This is a genomic window from Arthrobacter sp. Y3222053 (genome assembly GCF_059092805.1).
In genome coordinates this window covers 281,254-299,954 of record NZ_JBNHIA010000002.1, presented here as the reverse complement: position 1 = coordinate 299,954, position 18,701 = coordinate 281,254, and the positions used below count along the sequence as shown (strand labels likewise).

The 18,701-nt window shown below is 71.2% G+C and carries 15 protein-coding genes; 5 read left to right on the top strand and 10 right to left on the bottom strand.

Annotated features, from left to right (window positions below; translation table 11 throughout):
• The first annotated feature begins 214 nt into the window (after positions 1-214).
• On the top strand, positions 215-1,144 hold the full coding sequence (locus AC5RUW_RS05640) for a GerMN domain-containing protein (protein ID WP_494159797.1): 930 nt from the start codon (positions 215-217) through the stop codon (positions 1,142-1,144).
• Between the two features lie 45 nt (positions 1,145-1,189).
• Here the strand turns inward: AC5RUW_RS05640 and AC5RUW_RS05635 are convergent, their stop codons facing one another.
• From AC5RUW_RS05635 to hrcA, 3 genes are all read right to left on the bottom strand, one after another.
• Complete coding sequence (locus AC5RUW_RS05635) at positions 1,190-1,954, bottom strand: 16S rRNA (uracil(1498)-N(3))-methyltransferase (protein WP_494159796.1); 765 nt, start codon at positions 1,952-1,954, stop codon at positions 1,190-1,192.
• Between the two features lie 3 nt (positions 1,955-1,957).
• Entirely contained in the window at positions 1,958-3,091 is a 1,134-nt protein-coding gene (dnaJ, locus tag AC5RUW_RS05630) for a molecular chaperone DnaJ (RefSeq protein ID WP_494007078.1), read from the bottom strand.
• A 120-nt stretch (positions 3,092-3,211) separates the two neighbouring features.
• Positions 3,212-4,222: a heat-inducible transcriptional repressor HrcA gene (gene hrcA / locus AC5RUW_RS05625; RefSeq protein ID WP_494159795.1), complete on the bottom strand. Its 1,011-nt coding sequence runs from the start codon at positions 4,220-4,222 to the stop codon at positions 3,212-3,214.
• Positions 4,223-4,414: 192 nt separating this feature from the next.
• Between hrcA and AC5RUW_RS05620 the strand changes: the two genes are divergently transcribed.
• On the top strand, positions 4,415-5,269 hold the full coding sequence (locus AC5RUW_RS05620) for a DUF3097 domain-containing protein (RefSeq protein ID WP_494159794.1): 855 nt from the start codon (positions 4,415-4,417) through the stop codon (positions 5,267-5,269).
• A 78-nt stretch (positions 5,270-5,347) separates the two neighbouring features.
• Positions 5,348-5,788 carry a DUF4870 domain-containing protein gene (locus tag AC5RUW_RS05615; protein ID WP_494159793.1) on the top strand — a complete coding sequence of 147 codons (441 nt, stop codon included), beginning with the start codon at positions 5,348-5,350 and terminating at the stop codon, positions 5,786-5,788.
• Positions 5,789-5,846: 58 nt separating this feature from the next.
• Here the strand turns inward: AC5RUW_RS05615 and hemW are convergent, their stop codons facing one another.
• The gene (gene hemW / locus AC5RUW_RS05610; RefSeq protein ID WP_494159792.1) at positions 5,847-7,079 is read right to left on the bottom strand and encodes a radical SAM family heme chaperone HemW; all 1,233 of its coding nucleotides are present in this window, start codon (positions 7,077-7,079) and stop codon (positions 5,847-5,849) included.
• Positions 7,076-8,935 carry a translation elongation factor 4 gene (gene lepA / locus AC5RUW_RS05605; RefSeq protein WP_494159791.1) on the bottom strand — a complete coding sequence of 620 codons (1,860 nt, stop codon included), beginning with the start codon at positions 8,933-8,935 and terminating at the stop codon, positions 7,076-7,078. The genes hemW and lepA overlap by 4 nt, the downstream gene beginning before the upstream one ends.
• 206 nt (positions 8,936-9,141) lie before the next feature.
• Here lepA and AC5RUW_RS05600 point away from each other — a divergent pair, with 206 nt between their 5' ends.
• Entirely contained in the window at positions 9,142-9,648 is a 507-nt protein-coding gene (locus AC5RUW_RS05600; RefSeq protein ID WP_494159790.1) for a type II toxin-antitoxin system PemK/MazF family toxin, read from the top strand.
• A gap of 241 nt (positions 9,649-9,889) precedes the next feature.
• Complete coding sequence (gene rpsT, locus AC5RUW_RS05595; RefSeq protein ID WP_494007085.1) at positions 9,890-10,150, top strand: 30S ribosomal protein S20; 261 nt, start codon at positions 9,890-9,892, stop codon at positions 10,148-10,150.
• Between the two features lie 95 nt (positions 10,151-10,245).
• On the opposite strand, the gene holA is transcribed toward rpsT, so the two are convergent.
• The 5 genes from holA to leuS all read right to left on the bottom strand — a co-directional run bounded on the left by holA (position 10,246) and on the right by leuS (position 18,615).
• Positions 10,246-11,271, bottom strand: a complete 1,026-nt coding sequence (gene holA, locus AC5RUW_RS05590) for a DNA polymerase III subunit delta (protein WP_494159789.1) — start codon at positions 11,269-11,271, stop codon at positions 10,246-10,248.
• Positions 11,272-11,333: 62 nt separating this feature from the next.
• Complete coding sequence (locus AC5RUW_RS05585; RefSeq protein WP_494159788.1) at positions 11,334-14,012, bottom strand: ComEC/Rec2 family competence protein; 2,679 nt, start codon at positions 14,010-14,012, stop codon at positions 11,334-11,336.
• Positions 14,013-14,099: 87 nt separating this feature from the next.
• The gene (locus tag AC5RUW_RS05580; RefSeq protein WP_494159787.1) at positions 14,100-14,984 is read right to left on the bottom strand and encodes a ComEA family DNA-binding protein; all 885 of its coding nucleotides are present in this window, start codon (positions 14,982-14,984) and stop codon (positions 14,100-14,102) included.
• A gap of 108 nt (positions 14,985-15,092) precedes the next feature.
• A complete protein-coding gene (locus AC5RUW_RS05575; protein ID WP_494159786.1) occupies positions 15,093-15,998 on the bottom strand; it encodes a DegV family protein in 906 nt (301 codons plus the stop codon).
• A 94-nt stretch (positions 15,999-16,092) separates the two neighbouring features.
• Positions 16,093-18,615 carry a leucine--tRNA ligase gene (leuS, locus tag AC5RUW_RS05570; RefSeq protein ID WP_494160196.1) on the bottom strand — a complete coding sequence of 841 codons (2,523 nt, stop codon included), beginning with the start codon at positions 18,613-18,615 and terminating at the stop codon, positions 16,093-16,095.
• Positions 18,616-18,701 lie beyond the last annotated feature (86 nt).

Sequence of the window (18,701 nt, the reverse complement as noted above, 5' to 3'; positions counted from 1 at the left end):
GTGGTTAATGTTACTGGATATGCCAACGGACCGCCCCTCCCCCCGCGGCGGCAGGTCTCGCCCCGGCATCGGCTCTGTCTCAATCGTGTTGCAGTCCGGACGCAGGGGGATAAATCCCGGCATCCGGCGCCGCGGGCCGTGCGAAGCTGTAAGGCGTGCCCGGTGCCGGGCGCAGCACAACGTATGAGGGAACGCTGGATCCGTGAGGAGGACGATGGGCGCCCACCGCGGAAGAACCGCCGCCCGGCGGCTGCACGCAGCCGCCGCCGCCGCAGCCCTGTCCGGCCTCTGTTCCTGCGGAGTGGTGGCCGAGAACGCCACCACCTCCATGCCCACCTCCTTCAGCACCGCGGCGGTACAGGATTCGACGATGGCCGTGACCGCCCCCGCCGACGACAGCCGGACCCGGCACCTGAACCCCGTGTACTGGCTGGGCCGCAACGGCTCCGACATCCAGCTGTACCGGGAGTTCCTCCCGTCGGAGCATTCCGCGGACCCGATCGGCGAGGCCGTGGCGGCCATGACGCGCCAGGTTCCCCTGGACAGCGACTACTTCACCCCCTGGCAGCCGGCCGAGAAGGTCAGCGCCTCCATCTCGGGCCGCAACGTGATCACCGTGGACATCTCCTCGGATGCCTTCAAGGCCCCGTTGGACGCCGGCGTCGCCCACCGTGCGGTGCAGCAGCTGGTGTACACCGCCACAGCGGCGGCGCACAACGCAGGCCTGACCACCTACGGGCAGGAGTCCAGCGTGGTGGTCCTCGTGGACGGCAAGGCCGACTACGTGGCCTTCGGGCACGAGCCTCTGGACGGCGCCCTCACCCGCGACCCCAGCCTGACGGCACCCATCTGGATCATCGAACCCCAGCACGGGGACCGATCCGCCGGGACCGTCCATGTCAGCGGCACCGCCGTGTCCCAGGGCGCACCGCTGGCCTGGCGGGTGGACCGGTTGGCGGCGGACGGCAGGCCCGCCCCGGAGCCGACGGCCGAGGGCTTTGCGGACCTGGACGCCGAAACCGGCGACACCGGCAGCTTCAGCTTCGACGTGGAGCTGCCCCCCGGCGATTACCAGCTGCGGGTCCACCACGGCGAGGACGGCACCAATGAGGATTCCAAGCTGATCCGGGTTGCCGGCGACTAGCATGCCGGCACACGGGCTCCCGCCGGACAGGGTCCCGCGGCGCGCTCAGGCCGTATCCCAGCGACCCAGCTCGTAGGCCAGGACCGCCAGGGCCGCAGGGCCCGCGGTGGAGGAGCGCAGCACGTGCGGGCCGAGGCGCACGACGACGCCGCCGGCCTCCCGCAGCGCCTGCAGCTCCGCGGGCGAGATGCCGCCCTCCGGACCCACCACGACGGCAATCCCGCGGCTGTACCGCTCGGCGGCGGCCGCCAGCACGGCGGCCAGCGGCGCGTCCGCCTCTTCATGCAGGACCAGGACCAGGCCGACGTCGGCCAGTCGCCCGGGCAGCGCGCGGGAGGTGGCAACCTCGGCGACCTCGGGAATCCGCGCCCGCCGCGACTGCTTGGCTGCGGCCGCGGCAAGGCCCTGCCACTTGGCCCGGGCCTTTGCCGCCTTGTCGGCGTTCCAGCGGACGATGCTGCGGTCCGCCTGCCACGGAACCACCTCGTCCACGCCGAGCTCGACGGCCGATTCCACCGCCTGCAGGTCCCGGTCGCCCTTGGCCAGGGCCTGTACGAGAATGAACCGCCCCTCCGGTTCCGGCTCCTCGACCCGGGCAAGGACCTCCACCTCCAGGCGCGCCGGCGCGGCGGCAAGCACCCGTCCGGCCAGGCGCAGGCCCCGGCCGTCCGCGATGTCCACGTCCTCGCCCGCTGCCAGCCGCTTCACCGAGACCGCGTGCCGGGCCTCGGCTCCGTCAAGGACGAACGTCGCCCCCGGCGTCGCGGCGGCGACGGCGTCGGGGTCGCCGTAGAAGATCGGGCTGGTCATGGATCAGTGGTTGCCGAGGCGGTCGCGCAGCTTGGCGAAGACACCGGATCCGGAGGTCGAAAGCCGACCTTCGGCGTACTGCTCGCCGCGGAGCTCGGCCAGCCGGCGCAGCAGCTCCTCCTGCTCGGCGTCGACCTTGGTGGGGGTCTCCACCTGCAGGTGCACGTGCAGGTCTCCCCGGCCGGCTCCGCGCAGGTGGGTCACGCCCAGGCCGCGCAGCACGGTGACCTCACCGGACTGGGTGCCGGGCTTGACGGTGACCTCCCGGTCGCCGTCGAAGGTGGCCAGCGTAACGGTGGTCCCCAGCGCGGCGGCGGTCATCGGCACGGTCAGGGTCGCGTGCAGGTCGTCGCCGTCGCGGGTGAAGGTGGGGTCGGGGCTGACCCGGATCTCCACGTACAGGTCGCCCTGCGGGCCGCCGGCGGTGCCGGCCTCGCCCTGGCCGGAAAGCTGGATGCGGGTGCCGGTGGCCACGCCCGCGGGCACCCGGATGGTCAGCGTGCGGCGGCTGCGCACCCGTCCCTCCCCCGCACATTCGTGGCAGGGATCGGGGATGACGGTGCCGTAGCCCTGGCAGGTGCCGCAGGGCGCGGTGGTCATGACCTGGCCCAGGATGGAGCGGACCGAGCGCTGGACCTGGCCGGTGCCGTGGCAGATGTCGCAGGTGCGCGGGGAGGTCCCGGGCTGGCAGCAGCTGCCGTCACAGGTGGGGCAGACGACGGCCGTTTCGACGTCGATCTTCTTGTCGGTGCCGAACACGGCGTCGCGCAGGTCGATGCGGACGTTGATCAGCGCGTCCTGTCCGCGGCGGGTGCGCGACGCCGGGCCGCGCCCGCCGCCGCCGGCGCCGCCGAAGAAGGTGTCAAAGATGTCCTGGAACCCGAAGCCCTGGCCGCCGAAGCCTCCGCCGAACCCGTTATCGGTGCCGTTTTCGTTGCCGGTGGTGTCGTAGATCCGACGCTTCTCGGGGTCGGACAGGACCTCATAGGCATGGGTGACGGCCTTGAACTCGTCCGCGGCGCCGGGCGCGGTGTTCACGTCCGGGTGCAGCTTGCGGGCCAGTTTCCGGTAGGCCTTCTTGATTTCTTCTCCGGTGGCGTCCCGGGACACCCCGAGGACCTGGTAGTGGTCGCTCACTCGTTACATCGCTTCCTGTATAGCCCGCGTCCATGCGGCGCGGCTGCCGGCACCCGCACGTCGGCTGGGTGGTGCTGACCGGTCTCCATGGTGTGCACGGACGCTGTGATTGTTCAAAACCTAGTTGTTCAGGATCCTGGACAGATAGCGGGCGACGGCGCGCACCGCCGCCATGGTGTTGGGGTAGTCCATCCGGGTGGGGCCGAGCACGCCCACCTTGGCCGACGCGTCCGGTGTGTAGCCGGTAGCCACCACGGAGGCCTCCGCAAGGCTCCCGTGCTCATTCTCGCTGCCGATGCGGACCGACACGCCGCGGGCGTCCTGCTGCATTTCCGAGAGCAGACGCAGCATGACCACCTGTTCCTCGAGCGCTTCGAGGATCGGGCCGATGCTGAGCGGGAAGTCAACGGTGGAGCGGGCCAGGTTGGCGGTGCCGGCCATGACGATCCGGTCCTCGCGGTTGTTGCCCGCCAGCTGCTCCAGGCACCGGGCCAGGGCGGCGGCGGTCCGGCGCAGCCGCTCGGGAACGGTGTGCAGGCATTCGCCGAGCGGGGCCGCGAGACTGTTCAGCGGCGCTCCGGCGAGGGCGGTGAGGAAGTGCCGCCGCAGGTCCAGCAGGTCGGGTTCGACGGTCTCCGGCACCGTCAGCACCCGCTGCTCCACCCGGCCGGTGGTCGAGATGAGCACCACGAGCACCTGGGCGGGGGCCAGCAGCACGAATTCGATGTGCCGCACCTTGGCGTCACCCAGGTGCGGATACTGCACGACGGCGACCTGGCTGGTGAGCTGGGCAAGCAGCCGCACCGTGCGGTCCATGACGTCGTCGAGGTCGGTTGCGCCTTCCAGCAGGGTCTGGATGGCCCGGCGCTCGGCTCCCGAGAGGGGCTTGACGTCGGAGATCCGGTCCACGAAGAGCCGGTAGCCCTTGTCGGTGGGGATCCGTCCTGCGGAGGTGTGCGGGGCGACGATCAGCCCGTCCTCCTCGAGGGCGGCCATGTCGTTGCGGATGGTGGCGGACGAAACGCCGAGGTGGTGGCGCTCGACGAGGGCCTTGGAACCGACCGGCTCCCGGGAATGGACGTAGTCCTCGACGATGGCCCGGAGCACCTCGAGCCGGCGCGGCTCGCTCATGCGTTACCTCCTTCGTCCGTCCAGGCCGGCGGGTCCGTGGGCCGGCCGCCGGCTGCTTTAGCACTCGCAGTCTTCAAGTGCTAAGTCTAATATGAATCGGCCCCGTTGCTAGCATTGAACCGCCCCGCCCGGAAGGGCCCGGAAGCGACTGCGCCGGCAGGCTCCGTGAACCGCTCCGACAGAAGGACGCCCGTGCCCGACTATTCCCAATGGGGACCACAGGACCTCGCCGCCCCGACCCGCCGGAAGCTGCCGCAGGAACAGGCTGTTCCCGGCCTGGTCCTCGAAGACGTGCAGACCGGGTGGGTGGGTGCCGTCGTGCGGGTGGAGAAATCCGGCGGCATGCACCTGGTGGTGCTGGAGGACCGGCACGGCAAGCGCCGCTCGTTCGAGCTCGGATTCGGTTTCCTGGTGGACGGGCAGCCGGTGGAGGTGGTGCCGCCGACGCAGGCGCCGGCCCCCGCCAGGCCCGCCCGGACCGCCTCCGGCTCCGTGAAGGTCGAAGGGATGCGCGCCCGCACGGCGCGTGCCAGCCGCATCTGGGTCGAAGGCAAGCACGACGCCGAGCTGGTGGAGAAGGTGTGGGGCGATGACCTGCGGGTCGAAGGCATCGTCGTCGAACCCCTGCACGGCATCGACGACCTGGCCGGCGCGGTCCGCGACTTCCAGCCCGGCCCGCAGCGCCGCCTGGGGGTGCTGGTGGACCATCTGGTGCCCGGCTCCAAGGAGTCCCGGATCGCCGCCGAGGTCATGGCGTCCAAGGGGGCGGCGGGCAACGTGCTGATCGTCGGGCACCCCTACGTGGACGTGTGGCAGGCGGTCAAGCCCGCCGCGCTCGGCCTGGCCGCCTGGCCGGAGGTTCCGCGCGGGCAGGACTGGAAGACCGGCATCCTCCGCGGCCTCGGCTGGCCGCATGCCGACCACGCCGACGCCGCGGCGGGCTGGAAGCGGATCCTGGGCGGCGTGCGCTCCTATGCCGATCTGGAGCCGTCGCTGCTGGGCCGGGTTGAGGAGGTCATCGACTTCCTGACCGTCCCGGGGGCGTGAGCCGGCCGGCCGGCAGCCAGTACCCTTGTAAGATCAGAACCATCGTGCACTGAACCAAGGCGTCACGAGCTCGGAGGAATGCAGACCGTGTCCAACACACGCCCCAACCACCCGCCCCGGCAGCCCGACGAGCGCGGCGCGGGAACACGGCCGGAGTACCAGGGCGCGCCCGCGAACGCTCTGCCGCTCACTGCCTCGGAGGACCGCCAGTGGGCAACCCTGGCCCATTTCGGCGGCATCCTGGGCTTTGTCCCTTCCCTGATCATCTATCTGGTCTTCCGTGACCGGGGCCCGTTCACGGCCCAGGAATCCAAGGAAGCGCTGAACTTCACCCTCCCGCCGACCATCCTGGCGCTTGTGGCCTGGCTGCTGGCGTTCCTGCCCGGAGTGGGCGGGCTGTTCGCCGTGCTGAACGCGGTCATCTGGATCTTTGTGGCGGTCGCCTCGGTCCGCGCCGGAATTGAAGTCAACCGCGGCCGTCCCCACCGTTACCGCTGGAACCTGCGCCGGATCCGCTGACGGCCCGACGCTGGCCCCGCCGGCCGGGGCCAGCCCGGCACCCGCCTGCCGGGCGGGCTTAGTCCGGCAGCAGCCTGCGGACCACGGCGTCGGCCAGCAGCCGCCCGCGCAGGGTCAGCCGCAGAGTCCCCGCAAAGGCTGCCGCGGGCTCCACGAGCCCGTCGGCGATCAACCCGGCCACCGCCTGCCGTCCCGAGCCGTGCAGGGACGCCACCGGGAGGCCTTCGGCCAGCCGGGCGCGGAGCATGACGTCCTCCAGGTACCGCGTGTCCGCGTCCAGTGTTTCCCGCCCAGCTGCAGGGGACTGCCCGGACTGCAGCCGCGCCGCATAGGCGGCCGGGTGCTTGACGTTCCACCAGCGCACCCCGCCCATGTGCGAGTGGGCTCCGGGACCGATGCCCCACCAGTCGTCGCTGCGCCAGTACGCCAGGTTGTGCCTGCACTCATCGGCCGGAGTGCGCGCCCAGTTGCTCACCTCATACCATTGCAGGCCGGCGGCCGACATCAGTTCGTCCGCCAGCTGATACTTGTCCGCGTGGTCGTCGTCATCCACTGCCGGCACCTCGCCGCGGCGGATCTGCCGGGCCAGCCGCGTGCCGTCCTCCACGATCAGCGCGTAGGCGGAGATGTGGTCGGGTTCGTAGCTGAGCGCCTCCTCCACTGACCGGCGCCAGTCCGCCATCGACTCCCCCGGCGTGCCGTAGATCAGGTCGACGCTGACGTTCAGGCCGGCGTCGCGGGCCCAGCGGACCGCATCGGGCACCCGTGCGGGATTATGGGTGCGGTCCAGCACCTTCAGCACGTGCGGCACGGCGGACTGCATGCCGAAGGAGACCCGGGTGAAACCGGCGTCGGCCAGCAGGCGCAGCGATTCCGGGGTCACCGAGTCAGGGTTGGCTTCGGTGGTGACTTCCGCGCCCGGGGCCAGGCCCCACTCGGCGACAGCAGCCCCGAGAATGTCCGCGAGGTCCCGGGCCGGAAGCAGGGTGGGCGTGCCGCCGCCGAAGAACACCGTTCCAAGCTGCCGGTCCGGCACGCCGGAGCCGCGCAGCGCGCGGGCTGCGAAGACGACCTCCTGCTGCGCGGTGCCGCCGTATTCGTCCTGCGAGGCCCCGCCGCCGAGTTCACGCGCCGTGTAGGTGTTGAAGTCACAGTAGCCGCAGCGCACCGCGCAGAACGGAATGTGGACGTACAGCCCGAAGTTCCGCTGCGCGGCGCCGTCGGCCGCCTGGGCGGGAAGCAGGCCGTCCGACGGTGCAGGATCACCCAGGGGAAGAGCGCTGGGTGTCACTTCTTGGCTTTGTCCTTCGCGGCGGATTCGTCAGAGGACAGGGCGGCCACGAAGGCCTCCTGGGGCACCTCCACGCGGCCGACCATCTTCATGCGCTTCTTGCCCTCCTTCTGCTTCTCCAGCAGCTTCCGCTTACGGGAGATGTCGCCGCCGTAGCACTTGGCCAGCACGTCCTTGCGGATGGCGCGGATGGATTCGCGGGCAATGATGCGCGAGCCGATGGCGGCCTGAATGGGGACCTCGAACTGCTGCCGCGGGATCAGCTCGCGCAGCTTGCCGGTCATCATCACGCCGTAGCTGTAGGCCTTGTCCTTGTGCGTGATGGAGCTGAAGGCGTCCACCTGCTCGCCCTGGAGCAGGATGTCGACCTTGACCAGGTCGGCCACCTGCTCGCCGTCGGCCTTCCAGTCCAGCGAGGCGTAGCCGCGGGTCTTGGACTTGAGCACGTCGAAGAAGTCGAACACGATCTCGGCCAGCGGCAGGCGGTACCGGATTTCCACCCGGTCCTCGGAGAGGTAATCCATGCCGCCCAAGACGCCGCGGCGGGACTGGCACAGCTCCATGATGGCGCCGACAAATTCGCTCGGCGCCAGGATCGTGGCCGAGACCATTGGTTCGCGGACCTCTTTGATCTTGCCTGCGGGGTACTCGCTGGGGTTGGTGACGGTGACCACCTTGTTGTCCTCCAGCGTGACCTCGTACTCGACGTTGGGCGCGGTGGAGATCAGGTCCAGGTTGTACTCACGCTCAAGGCGCTCACGGGTGATTTCCAGGTGCAGCAGGCCCAGGAAGCCCACCCGGAAGCCGAAGCCCAGCGCCGCGGACGTTTCCGGCTCGTACACCAGCGCGGCGTCGTTGAGCATCAGCTTTTCCAGCGCGTCGCGCAGCACCGGATAGTCGGCGCCGTCGATGGGGTACAGGCCGGAGAAGACCATGGGCTTGGGATCCGCGTAGCCCGGCAGGGACTCGGCAGCCGGCTTGGCCAGGTTGGTGACGGTGTCGCCGACCTTGGAGAGACGGACGTCCTTCACGCCGGTGATGAGGTAGCCGACCTCGCCGACGCCGAGGCCTTTGGACGGGGTGGGTTCGGGCGAGCTGACGCCGATCTCCAGGAGTTCGTGGCTGGCGCGGGTGGACATCATCTGCACGCGTTCGCGCGGCGAAAGCTTGCCGTCCACCACGCGGACGTAGGTGACCACGCCGCGGTAGGTGTCATAGACGGAGTCGAAGATCATGGCCCGGGCCGGCGCGTTGGCATCACCGACGGGAGCGGGGATTTCGGCGACGATCTTGTCCAGCAGGGCCTCGACGCCCATGCCGGTCTTGCCCGAGACCTTCAGTACGTCCGCCGGGTCGCCGCCGATGAGGTTCGCCAGCTCCTCGGCGTACTTCTCCGGCTGGGCGGCCGGCAGGTCGATCTTGTTCAGCACCGGGATGATGGTCAGGTCGTTCTCCATGGCCAGGTACAGGTTGGCCAGCGTCTGCGCCTCGATGCCCTGGGCGGCGTCGACCAGCAGGATCGCACCCTCGCAGGCGGCCAGGGACCGGGACACCTCGTAGGTGAAGTCCACGTGCCCCGGGGTGTCGATCATGTTCAGCGCGTAGGACTCGCCGTCGAGTTCCCACGGCATGCGCACGGCCTGGGACTTGATCGTGATGCCGCGCTCACGCTCGATGTCCATGCGGTCCAGGTACTGGGCCTTCATGTCCCGGGGCTGGACGACGCCGGTCAGCTGGAGCATGCGGTCGGCCAGGGTGGACTTGCCGTGGTCGATGTGGGCGATGATGCAGAAGTTGCGAATGATCGCCGGATCCGTCGCGGCAGGCACCGGTGAGAAGCGGGCCAGAGGTGACACTGGGCGGTTCCTTTACTGTGTTGACGCCGGCGGCCGGAGGACCGGCGACGGGCGCAACGGGCTTGGTGTCCGGATCCACCCGGCAGGGGTCGATCCGATGGTGGGCATACTGAATTAACAGTGTCCCACGTTTGCGGCCCCGGACAGGAACCCGGCGGGCCCGCCGCCGGCGGCGCAGGCCGGCGTCGGCCCGCTAGCGTGGAGCCATGCGCTTTAACGCCCGCTCACTGCTTTCCCTCGCCCGGTCCGCTGTCCGCCTGCTCGGTTCCGGCACGGCCCGGACCGGGGTCGGCGCCGGGCCCGGGGCCGGAGAGACGGCCGACCACCCCGGCGATTACCGGGGCACGGTCCGCCCGGTCTACAGCCCGCACCCGGACGGGCTCCCCGATCCCGGGGAGGTGGTCTGGACCTGGGTTCCCTATGAGGAGGACCCCACGCAGGGCAAGGACCGGCCGGTGCTGCTGATCGGGCGCAGTGGAGAGCACCTGCTGGCGTTGATGATGACCACCCGGGACCGCAGCAATGCCCGCCGCACCGACCCTGACTATGTCGACGTCGGCTCGGGAGCCTGGGACCGGCAGGGCAGGCCCAGCGAGGTCAAGGTGGACCGGGTGCTGCGGATACACCCCGAAGACATCCGCCGCGACGGCGCCGTCCTGGACGAATCCATGTTTGCCAGGGTTGCCGATGCCCTGGCCCGCAGGCGCCGTTAGCCGGGTGGGCCCGGCCGCTGCCCCGCCGGCGGAAAGACACAGCCGCTGCCCTGCCGGGGGAAGGACACAGCCGCCAATGGCGCACCACGGTGCGGACTCTGCTAATATTTACTGCTGTGTGTCCGCGCAGGTCGACGGGCACTTCAGGACGGGCGCCATTCGGTATCCCCACGCCGCTCAGTCAATGCCCGGACTGAACTTCCCTCACCGACCATGTCCGCATTACAAAGAAAGACTCTAAGTGGCAAATATCAAGTCCCAGAAGAAGCGCATTCTCACCAACGAGAAGGCTCGCCAGCGCAACAACTCGGTTAAGTCCGAGCTGAAGACTGCGATCCGCTCCGTCGAGGGCGCTCTCAAGGCGAACGACAAGGATGCCGCCACCGAAGCGCTGCGGACCGCCAGCCGCAAGCTGGACAAGGCCGTCAGCAAGGGCGTTATCCACAAGAACAACGCTGCCAACCGCAAGTCGGCCATCTCCAAGAAGGTCAACGCGCTCTAAGCAGCAGCGAAGCAAGGCTTTACCGACAGGAGCCGGCCCCCAAGGGGGCCGGCTCCTGTCGCATGTCCGGACCTGCTCCGGGTGCAGGTGTCGGCTCAGCCGCGCCCGCCGAGGGCAATGACGGTGACGGCGCGTTCCACGGCGTAGACGGGGTCCCGGCCGGCGCCCTTGACCTGGGCATCGGCTTCGGCGAGGACCTTCACCGCTCGGATCAGGCCTTCGGCATCCCAGCGCTGGGCCTCGCGGCGCGCCTGGTCCACCTGCCAGGGTGCCATGCCGAACTCCTTCGCCAGTGCGGCGGCGGAGCCCTGCCGGCCGGCTACGCGCGCCACGGACCGGAGCTTCATGGCCAGGGCGGCCACGAGGGGTACCGGGTCGACACCGGTGTCGAGGGCGTGCCGGAGCATGGTCAGGGCCTGGGCTCCGCGGCCGGCCAGCGCGGCGTCGGCCACCTTGAAGGCCGTGGCCTCCACCCTGCCCCCGTAGTACCGTTCGACCAGTTCCTCCGTGACTTCGCCGCTGGAGTCGCTGATGAGCTGGCTGCAGGCCGCGGCCAGGTCGGCCAGCTTGGAGCCGACGGCGTTTACCAGCGCGGTGGCGGCGGCCGGTTCGATCCGCCGGCGGGCGGCCTTGAACTCGCCCCGCACGAAGTCCAGTTTGTCGCTGTCCTTTTTGAAGGGCTGGCAGTCGACCACGGGCGCGCCCGAGGCCTTGACGGCATCCAGCAGCTTCCTGCCGCGGTTACCTCCGCCGTGGTGCAGGACCACGGTGGTGTCCTCGGCGGTGTCGCCCAGGTACGCCAGCATGTCCTTCAGGAAGTCCTCGTTCATCTGGGCCAGGTTCTGCACCTCGATGAGCTTGGCTTCGCCGAACAGGGAGGGACTGGCCATGAGGGTCAGCTCCCCGGCGGCGTAGGCGGCAGCATCCACCCGGACGGTTTCGGTTTCCGGGCGTTCCTGCCGCAGCGCGAGCCGGATGCGCTCCATGGCCCGGCCGGCCAGATAGTCCTCGGGCCCGGTAAGCAGTACGACCGGGGCCGGCTCGACCTCACGCCAGGAGAGGCCGGCGGTCTTGGCGGCGGGGCGTCGTTTGGAGGGGGCTGCCGGGCTCACGGGGTACATCGCTCCTGGAACTTGCTTCGAAGGCGGACGCCTGGCCGGGCGGGATGCCGGTCCCTCCAAGCTTAACCGGAGTCCAGCGCCAGCACCCGAAGCGCGGAGCCCGGGTCCTCTCCGCTGCCGGGGACGAGGACCACCGTGCCGAGCTCGTCGGTGCGCGCCACCCGGGTTCCGGCGCGGGACAGCCCGGCGAGGATTTCGGGGGCGGGATGCCCGTAGGTGTTGTCAGCTCCCACCGACACCAGTGCCAGGGAGGGGTCCACGGCATCGATGGTCGCCGTGCCGCCGTTGCGCGCGCCGTGGTGGGCGACTTTGAGGACGTCCACGCCGTCGGAAAGGCCGTGGTGCCGGGCCAGCATCCGCCGGGCGGCCTCTTCTTCAAGGTCTCCGGTCAGCAGGACCGAGATGCCCGGACCGGAGCCGACGTCGAGCTCCGCCAGCAGGACCAGGCTGGCGTCGTTTTCCTCCGGCCCGCCCTGCCCGGCCGGGGGCCACAGAACCCGCCAGCGCACGCTCCCGGCCGTGCCCTGCTCGCCCGCTGCCGCAGGCGGCACCGCCAGCTCAGGCGGAGCCGGCCGGCCGCCGACGGTCCCCGGCGGAGTGCCGTCGGCGGAGGACCAGAGGACGCGCTGCACCGGCCGCCCGTCCAGGGCACCGTCAAGGCCGCCGTAATGGTCTGCGTGCCCGTGTGTCAGCACCAGCAGGTCGAGCCGACGGATGCCGAGCCGGTCCAGGCACCGGTCAACGGGTTCCGGTTCAGGGCCGGCGTCGACCAGGACCGCGGCATCGGGGCCGCTGCGCAGAACGACGGCGTCTCCCTGGCCTACGTCGCAGGCCGCGGCCACCCAGCCCCCGGGTACGGCCCCTGTGCGGTCCCCGGGCCACGGGGTGGGCAGGGCGGCGCCGAGAATTCCCGCCATCAGGACGGCGCCGGCCTGCACCAGGCTCCGAAGGCGTCTGCGTGCAGCGGGCCGGACAGATGGACCGCCGGCCATGGTCCGGCGGGGCCCGGCTCCTGCCGCCGGCGCCGACGCTGGGCGTCGGTTCACGATCAGGAGGGCTGTTCCACCCGCGCATGCCGCCGCCATCAGCAGCGCGCCCGGAGCGCCGCCCGGCCAGGGCAGGAGGGCCCCCGGTGCACCTGCCAGGACCCCGGCCACCGCCGCCACCCAGGCCGCCGCGGCCGAGGCGACGCCGAGCAGCAGGTCGGGCAGCAGGGGCAGGGGCGCCAGGACGAGGCCGGCCATGCCGGCCAGAGTGACCACCGGTACCGCCGGCCCGGCCAACAGATTGGCTGCCACCGAGTACACCGGCACCTCGGGCTGCAGCAGGACCAGGACCGGAGCGCAGCCGAGCTGCGCGGCCAGCGGCACTGAAAGGACCAGGGCCGCCGAATAGGGCATGTAACCGGCCAGCGACCGGGCCATCCGTGGGCCCAGCAGGATCAGTGACGCCGTAGCCGTGACGGACAGAATGAAACCGTAGTCCTCCCCCAGCCACGGGTCAGCGACGAGCAGGACAGCGACGGCGAGGCAGAGCAGGGAGAGCACCGCCCTGCCCCGGCCGGCAAGCAGGGCCAGCGCGCCGAGGGATCCCATGACGGCGGCGCGCAGCACGCTCGGGTCCGGCCCCACGACGACGGTAAAGGCGGCCAGCAGTGTCAGGGCGGCCAGGGTCGCCAACGCCCGGGGCAGGCGCACCAGCCGGGCCAGCAGGTAGCCTGCGGCGAGGACATATCCGCAGTTGCTGCCGGACACCGCAGTTAGGTGGGTCAGTCCGGTGTCCTTCATCTGCTGTTCCAGTACCGGGTCGAGGCTGCTGCGGTCCCCCAGCACCATTCCGGGCAGCAGCCCGGCTGCCCGCCCGCCGAACGGCGCGTGACCGGTGGCACGGGTGTGGAAGCGGGAGCGCACGTCAGCCGCCCAGTGCGTGATGCCGTTGCCGCCTCCGGAACTGTCATCGGCCGACCGGTCGGTGCTCTCCTCCGTTCCTCCCCCGGCGCGTGGTATCGGGTCCTCCCCCGCGTCACCGATCGTGCCGGGCGGAGCATCCAGTTCCAGGATGAAGGCCTCACGCGATCCGGGGGCACCGGGCCGCAGCTGCCCGACGGCCCGGATCTGCTGGCCCTCGCGCAGGCCTGCCAGCTCCTCTCCTCCGCCGACCAGCAGCGGTACCTGCGCCTCAAGGACCTCGCCGGCAACGATGATCCGTTCGGCCCGTGCCTCGAGCAGCCAGCGCGGCTCGTCCGAAAACCGGTCCCTCCCGGCGGGCCTGGGTGCTGAGCCGACGCTCAGCTCCGCCACGGCGCTTACCGGACCGTCCGCCGAACGCAGGTGTTCCGGTGCCCGGGCCGCGGCCTCCGTAGACGCCGCGGCGAAGACAGCGGCGGCCAGCCCCAGCGGAACAGCCAGCGAAACCAGCAGCCGCGCCGCAGCGGCCCCTCGCCCGGCCGGACCGGCCCTGCCCCTGCGCGCGGGGACCAGCCCCGCGGCAAGGCAGCCGGCCGCCAGCCCGAGCAGTGACCAGGCAACGGCCGCACCTTCATCCGGTGCGGCCCGGACCGCGGCCCACGAAGCGGCCCACGCTGCGGCTGCCACCGGCACCAGGCGCAGTTCAACAACGGCCTGGGGCATCCCGGGCACCGCATCCGCGCCCAGCAGGCGTCGAAGGGCCGGCTGCAGCCGTTCAACCGCCCGCCGGGTTCCGGTCCGGTGGGAGTGTCCTCCCAGCGGCAGCGGTTGCATAGGCGCGGCCTCCCCTCCGGGGTGGAGGAAGGGAGTCCGCCGGGCGGCCTCCGCGTAGGCGCTCCAGGCCGGCCGGCGCGGCACGGCCTACACCGTCACCAGCGGCCGCAGGGCCGCCATCATCGCTTCCCCGATTCCGGGTACGGCGTCCAGATCCTCCACCGAGGCGAAACCTCCGTGCCCGGAGCGCCACTGGATAATCCGTTCGGCGAGCACCGGCCCTACCCGGGGAAGATCCTGCAGGCGCGCCGCGTCAGCTGTATTCAGGTTGACCGGCGCGCCGGACGCACCCCCGGCTGCGGCATCCGGGCCGCTCCCGCCGGACGGTGGACTCCCGGTATCCGGCGCCGGCTGGACCTGGGCTCCGAGCGGCTGGTCCCTGGTCGGCACGAGGAGCATCATGCCGTCGTGCAGCGGTGCCGCCAGGTTCACGCCCTCGGGATGCGCGTCACCGGTCAGGCCGCCGGCTGCAGCCACGGCATCGGCCGCCCGGGCACCGGCGGGAACCCGCACCACGCCGGGGCTGGCCACCGCACCGGCGACGTGCACGACGTAGTCCTCGACGGCGGCCGCGTCCGGCTGGTCCCGCCCGGCCCCGCCGCGCCCTCCGGCGCCCGGAGCGGCCGTTGCGTCCGGTGCCGGGCTGGCTGAGACCGTGCCCGCTGCCGGCCCGGGCGCCCCGCCCGGCGCTGCCGAATCCGATCCACCCGGCCCGGGCGCGGCGTCGGCCGACAGCTCCACTGAGCCAACCTCCCGTGCTGCCGGTTCCGCCAGCAGGCTCCGGCCGAGCACGAAGCCTGCGACCAGGATCAGGGCCAGGACGGCGGCACGCAGCGGGATGCCCCAGCGTCGCCGGGGTGCCTCCGTCTCCGTCGGCCAGCGGTGTGCTGCCCGGCCTGGCGTCGCGGCGGAGGACCCCGGGGGCGGCGGAGACGGGGGTGGATCCAGCGGTGACCGGGGCAGTTCGTGCATAAGGGCGACGGTAGGCCGGGGAACCGTCTCGTCCGCGGAAAGCTGTTCGAGATGTGGGCGTCCAGACACGTTGCCGGCCCGCGTGCCTCCTGTGGAGGAGCAGCTTCGCTAGGAGGCGCCGGCGCCGGCGGGTGCACCGTCCGCGTTTCGGCCGGACGGGCCTGTCCCGCCCTGGGCCCCGCCGGCCACGACGACGGCCAGTACGCCGAGTCCCGCGTGCGCGGCCAGCACGGCCGGCAGCCGGGACGAGAGCACCTCGGTTCCCGGCGCGGCGGCGTGAAGGGCTGCCGCCAGCCGGTCCGCCTCCGGCTCGTTCCCGAAGTGATGGACGGCGGCCTGCACCCGGCCGGAGCGGCCGTGGATGTCGGCCACGACGAGTTCCTGCAGCCGGGCCAGCGCCCGGGGCGCGGTGCGGATGCGTTCCAGCGGGACCACCGCGCCGTCGCGGATGGTCAGGATCGGCTTGACCGCAAGGAGCGTGCCGAGCCAGCCTGCCGCCGCGCCGATCCGCCCGCCGCGGCGCAGCTGTTCGAGGCTGGGAACGTAGAACAGGATGCGGCAGGTCCCGGCCATCAGCCCGGCGGCTTCCGCGATGTCCGCGGCGGTACCGCCCGCCGCTGCGTTCAGGGCCGCTTCACGGACGGCGAAGCCGAGGCCCATGGCCACGCTGCCGGTATCGACAACCGTGACGGGGATGTCCACCAGCCGTGCCGCCAGGCGCGCGGCATCGGCGGTTCCCGACAGCCGCGCCGAGAGGTGCAGTGAGACCACCGCGTCGAAGCCTTCATCGGCCAGCTGCCGATAGGCGGCTTCGAACCGCCCCGGCGCGGGCCGGGAGGTCTGCACGGGCGATCCCTGCGCCAGGGCAAGCGCGAGGGCCGGCGTCGCGTCGTCGGTCCCCTCGGAGAGCACCTGCTCGCCGATGGTTACCGGCATCGGCACGACCCGTACCAGCCGGGCAATGGCCGGCGTCGGCGCCCACCCGTCCGGCAGCGCGCAGGATGAATCGGTCACGACGGCGATGCGGGGCGCCGGAACTGCTCCGGCGCCCCGCGCACGGGACCTTCGCGGGAAGGTCAGCCGTTCGCGCCAGTCCATGGTCGGTTGATCAGGCCGGCACGATGTTGACGAGCTTGGGCGCCTTCACGATGACGGTCCGGATGTCCGCGCCGTCGAGGGTCCGCTGCACCTGCTCCGAGGCCAGGGCCAGCTCGCGCAGCTCGTCCTCGCTGATCCCGGCCGGGACCTCCAGCCGGTCGCGGACCTTGCCCTTGACCTGGACGACGGCGGTGACGGTGTCCTGCACCAGCAGCGCCGGATCCACCTCGGGCCAGCCGGCGTTGGCGACGGACGCCGGACGGCCCAGCGCGTTCCACAGGTCCTCGGCGGTGTACGGGGCGAACAGGCTGAGGATGACCGCCACGGCTTCGGCTGCTTCGCGGACGGCAGGATCCGCGCCGCCGACGCCGCCGTCGATGGCCTTGCGGGTGGCGTTGACCAGCTCCATCAGGCGCGCGATGACGACGTTGAACTTTCCGCCGTCCAGCAGCTCGGCGGCGTCCGCCACGGTGCGGTGGACCACGGAGCGCAGCTTGCGGTCCCCGACCGCGTAGTCGACGCCGGGTTCGCTGGTCACGTCCTGGCCCAGGCGCCAGGCGCGGGCGAGGAACTTCGCCGAGCCGGACGGCGAGACGTCGGCCCAGTCGACGTCGTCCTCCGGCGGGGAGGCAAAGATCATGGTCAGCCGCACGGCGTCGACGCCGTACTTGTCCAGCTGTTCGCCCAGGTCCACGCCGTTGCCCAGGGACTTGCTCATGGCCTTGCCGCCGTTGAGCACCTGGCCCTGGTTCAGCAGCCGGCTGAAGGGTTCGGTGGCCTCGAGCAGACCCATGTCGTGCAGCACCTTGGTGAAGAACCGCGAGTAGAGCAGGTGCAGAATGGCGTGCTCGACGCCGCCCACGTACTGGTCCACCGGCATCCACTTGCGGGCTTCTTCGATGTCGAAGGGCCCCTCGGTGTAGTGCGGGGAGACGAAGCGCATGAAGTACCAGGACGAGTCCACGAAGGTGTCCATGGTGTCGGTGTCGCGCCGGGCCGGGCCGGAGCAGGAGGGGCAGGAGACATTGACCCAGTCCTCGGCGGAGGCCAGCGGGCTGGTGCCCTTCGGCGCCAGCGCTTCGCCGCGCAGGTTGTCCGGCAGCCGCACGGGCAGCTGGTCGTCCGGCACCGGGACCTCGCCGCAGTCGGGGCAGTGGATGATCGGGATCGGGGCGCCCCAGAACCGCTGGCGGGAGACCAGCCAGTCGCGCAGGCGGAAGTTCACGTACTTCTCGCCGGTGCCCTGGCGTTCCAGCATCGCGATCGCCGCGGGAATGGCTTCGGCCTTGGTCAGCCCGTCCAGCTCGCCCGAGTTGATCAGGGTGCCTTCGCCGGCGGTGGCGGTGCCGCTGACGGCGGGGTCCTCCTCGCCAGTGTCGAGCACGGCCCGCACGGGCAGGTCGAAGGCCTTGGCGAAGTCCAGGTCGCGCTGGTCGTGGGCGGGCACGGCCATGATGGCACCGGTGCCGTAGTCGGCCAGCACGTAGTCGGCGGCCCAGACCGGCAGCTTCTCCCCGTTGAGCGGGTTGACCGCGTACCGGCCGGTGAACACGCCGGTTTTCTGGCGTTCGGTGGACTGGCGTTCGATCTCGGTGAGGGTCTTGACCTGCTCACGGTAGGCCAGCAGCTCCTCGCGGCGCTCGTCGGTGACCAGGTCCAGGGCCAGCTGCGCGTCGGCGGCCACCACGAAGAAAGTGGCGCCGGCCAGGGTGTCCGGGCGGGTGGTGAAGACGGTGACCTGCTGCTCCTCCCGGCCGCCCTCGGCGCCGATGACGAAGCGGACGTGGGCGCCCTCGGAGCGGCCGATCCAGTTGCGCTGCATGGCCAGCACACGCTCGGGCCAGCGGCCCTCCAGCGCGGCCATGTCGTCCAGCAGCCGGTCCGCGTAGTCGGTGATCTTGAAGTACCACTGGTTCAGGGACTTCTTGGTGACCTGGGTGCCGCAGCGTTCACAGGCCCCGTTGACCACCTGCTCATTGGCCAGCACGGTCTGGTCCTTCGGGCACCAGTTGACCGGCGAGTCCTTGCGGTAGGCCAGGCCCCGCTCGTAGAAGCGCTTGAACAGCCACTGGGTCCAGCGGTAGTACTCCGGGTCGGAGGTGTGCAGCCGGCGGGACCAGTCGGCTGAGATGGCGTACCGCTTGAACGAGGCCGCCTGGGTGTCGATGTTGCGGTAGGTCCACTCGCTGGGGTGGGCGTTGCGCTTGATGGCCGCGTTCTCGGCGGGCAGGCCGAAGGAGTCCCAGCCGATCGGGTGCAGCACGTCGTAGCCGCGCTGGCGCCAGTAGCGGGCGACGACGTCGCCCATGGCGAAGGCCTCCGCGTGACCCATGTGCAGGTCGCCGGAGGGGTAGGGGAACATGTCCAGCACGTATCGGCGTTCGCGCGAACCGTCGTCGGCGGGCTTGAAGACCTCAAGCTCGTCCCAGACGGCCGGCCACTTCCGCTCCATGGCCGCAAAGCTGTATGCGGCTTCTTCCGACTGCTCAGTTCGTGACTGCGTGCTCACTGTTGCTTCGCCCTTGTCCTCTATGAAAATCCTCAGGTACCGCTCCTGGCGCACCGGCGCCGCCCTCGGGGCGTTGCCGGGCCTCCCCAGACACACAAAAGCCCCTCGAC